Source organism: Peribacillus sp. NPDC006672, assembly GCF_050274955.1.
Taxonomy (GTDB): domain Bacteria; phylum Bacillota; class Bacilli; order Bacillales; family DSM-1321; genus Peribacillus.
Map to the genome: position 1 here is coordinate 1 of NZ_JBNNOR010000039.1, position 2,572 is coordinate 2,572.

Annotated in this window: 2 protein-coding genes; one reads left to right on the forward strand and one right to left on the reverse strand. The window is 34.0% G+C overall.

Annotation, left to right across the window (positions count from 1 at the left end; all coding sequences use genetic code 11):
* The first annotated feature begins 883 nt into the window (after positions 1 to 883).
* Positions 884 to 1,045, forward strand: coding sequence for a substrate-binding domain-containing protein (locus tag ACQKKK_RS26185; RefSeq protein WP_427620013.1), 162 nt, complete (start codon positions 884 to 886; stop codon positions 1,043 to 1,045).
* Between the two features lie 162 nt (positions 1,046 to 1,207).
* On the opposite strand, the gene ACQKKK_RS26190 is transcribed toward ACQKKK_RS26185, so the two are convergent.
* On the reverse strand, positions 1,208 to 1,765 hold the full coding sequence (locus ACQKKK_RS26190) for a shikimate kinase (protein WP_427620014.1): 558 nt from the start codon (positions 1,763 to 1,765) through the stop codon (positions 1,208 to 1,210).
* Positions 1,766 to 2,572: the final 807 nt, after the last annotated feature.

Genomic DNA, 2,572 nt, shown 5'->3' on the forward strand with positions numbered 1-2,572 from the left:
GCTCTTCAGCGCCGATGGTAGTTGGGGGTTTCCCCCTGTGAGAGTAGGACGCCGCCAAGCCATTTACAAGATCAGCCATCCGGCTGGTCTTTTTTTGCGTCTTTTAATGAAAAGAGTATCGAAAAAAGTAATGAAACCATTTAAAAGGTATGCTAGAAAAAAAGACTGGAAATAATTCTATTTTTTTCTTCTATTATTATTATATTTTGTTGAAATTTAGGGGGAATCCTGATCCATGAATTGTTGAGACATAAGGGAGAGCCAAGATAGAAGGTGTCAGAATTAGAAAAACACAAATGGTAAATAGTTTCAGGAAGCAAGAGTAGAATTAGCCTCATTAATTACCTTAGAAGAGAATAAAGAGTTACGGAAGGTCAAAAATCCCAGTTCATCATTGTCCATGGGATACGAAAAAAACTTTAGATAGTCTTAACTGAAGACGCTCAAGTTACTTGGAAAAAAGGCTTGAAAGTCCGTAGTTGTCTTTATGGATATAATCCATATCTTTAAAACGTGGGACAATGAGCATTAGGCAAGCACATATCAGCAGCACCACAGACTGCTTTTACTTCTGTCTATAGTTTGTTTTGGGGCACTCGACAAGGGGCACAGACGGATACAAGTAGATATCCCATTCTTGGTACAATTGAAAAAACAAACAAAAATGCATGTTGGAGTGATATCTAATATTTTTGAATTCTGTATAAAGGACTATTTTATAAGTTTGACACTTGGAAGTTGACGAAACGTTAATGATAGATAGTACTCCGACACGAGAGGGGGGGGAGAGGCTGTATTTGAGGTCTTTAATAATCCTAAGCTATTTTTTGCTTTAGCGACTTAATTGCTTTCGGCGTTTATGCAAGGGTTAAGGATGATAGGATTGATTCCTGATCAAGATATAGACAACGTAGGATTCGATAATGTTCCAGTAGCAGAAATCAATCATCCTCCGTTAACAACTGTTTCTTCATTTCCACAACGTATGGGCAAAGAAGCTGCGAATCTTTGTACCAAAAAAATGGTTAATATTGATCATGAATAACAGCGTATTATATTAAATCTTGAACTGATTATTAGAAAATCCTCCTAAAAAGAAAAAAAGGTGATTAGTTTACAGGAAGAGGGAGTATCTCTTATCGCTGTATTCTTTTCATCTTTTTTATTATTCTTTTCTTAGGTTTTATTGGGCAATCAACTAATGGAATTACTTAAGTGGTTCGTAAATATCCCAAGCGACTTTCAATGAATCAACAATATAATCTGCTACCTCTTCAACATCAAGATCATTCATATTCACTTTTGAATGATGATAGGAGTATATTTCCTGTCTTGTGTAAAAGAGTTCTTCGATTTCCTCTAGGGTACGACTTTGTAAAACAGGTCTACTATCAATAAGTAAGCCTATTCTCTCTTTCCAATATTCCCAAGATAAGTCAAGGTAGAAGACAATGCAATTAGATAAACAGATATTCCGTATATCCTCTTGTAAAAATGCCCCGCCCCCGACTGAAATGATTTTCAATTGTTGTTGACTAAAGCTTTCAATCACACTTTTTTCTTTTTCGCGAAAAGGTTTTTCCCCAAACTTCTTGAATATTTCCGTGGTGGGCATATTGAATTCCTTTTCGATTTCTTGATCTATATCAATAAAGTCCCTATATAATTTCCTCGCTACTTTCTGTCCGATCGTCGTCTTTCCTACTCCCATAAAGCCAATAAAAACGATACTTTGCATCCTCAAAGATGTGTTTTTATTAATCATTTATAAATCCCTCCCTTTATAATGATTAAAAGTCTAACCTGAAATTTTTAAAATATATTTATTATAGTACAAGGAAGTAAAATTGTAAAAAAATTATTTAATATTTGGACAACGGAAGTGCGTGATATAAGCGGTTATTTCTAAAATCGTTATCCAGTGTTAAAGGAACAATATTTTAGTATTCGATATACATCTCATTTACCTTCATTATTTAGATTACATAGCCATACCTTGTTAGGTTGATTGGTCTTTTGGACAAGCAGAGAGTAATCGATTTGGATAATTTATTGGTTTTAAGGATATTGAAGGGGGGCAAATGGCTCCTTTTATTTTAATATAATGGTTGTTGATCTAGGGGAACCTACAAGGATCAAGAAGGCTTTTGGTGTAAGTGGAAGCCATGTTATGACTGGCACTTTTAATACTCCTATATAGTTGAGTAAATCATTTAACAAGGAATTGCATAAAATGAGTTGACTTTAAGGTACGAAAGGATTAATATAAATAAGCACCAACTAAGAAAAACAAAAAACTTCATCCGCTTTTGGCAGATTGCTAAAAGAAATAATAACTATTGACTTCTTACAATAAAAATGATAAGATGAAATGGTCGCTGAAAAACACAGCGATTTAAAATAAGTTAAAAACTTCGCAGAAGTTGACAACTAATCAATAAGATGTTATGATGAATAAACAAGCCGTTCGAAAGAACGATTGTTGAAAATTGCTCTTTGAAAACTGAACAAAACAAAGCGCCAACGTTAAATTTTAAGTGAGCACACACTATTAAAAAAGCAAAATGAGCAA

Excerpts from the sequence above, each read along its gene's own strand:
- ACQKKK_RS26190 (WP_427620014.1), bottom strand. The coding sequence starts at position 1,765 with ATGATTAATAAAAACACATCTTTGAGGATGCAAAGTATCGTTTTTATT.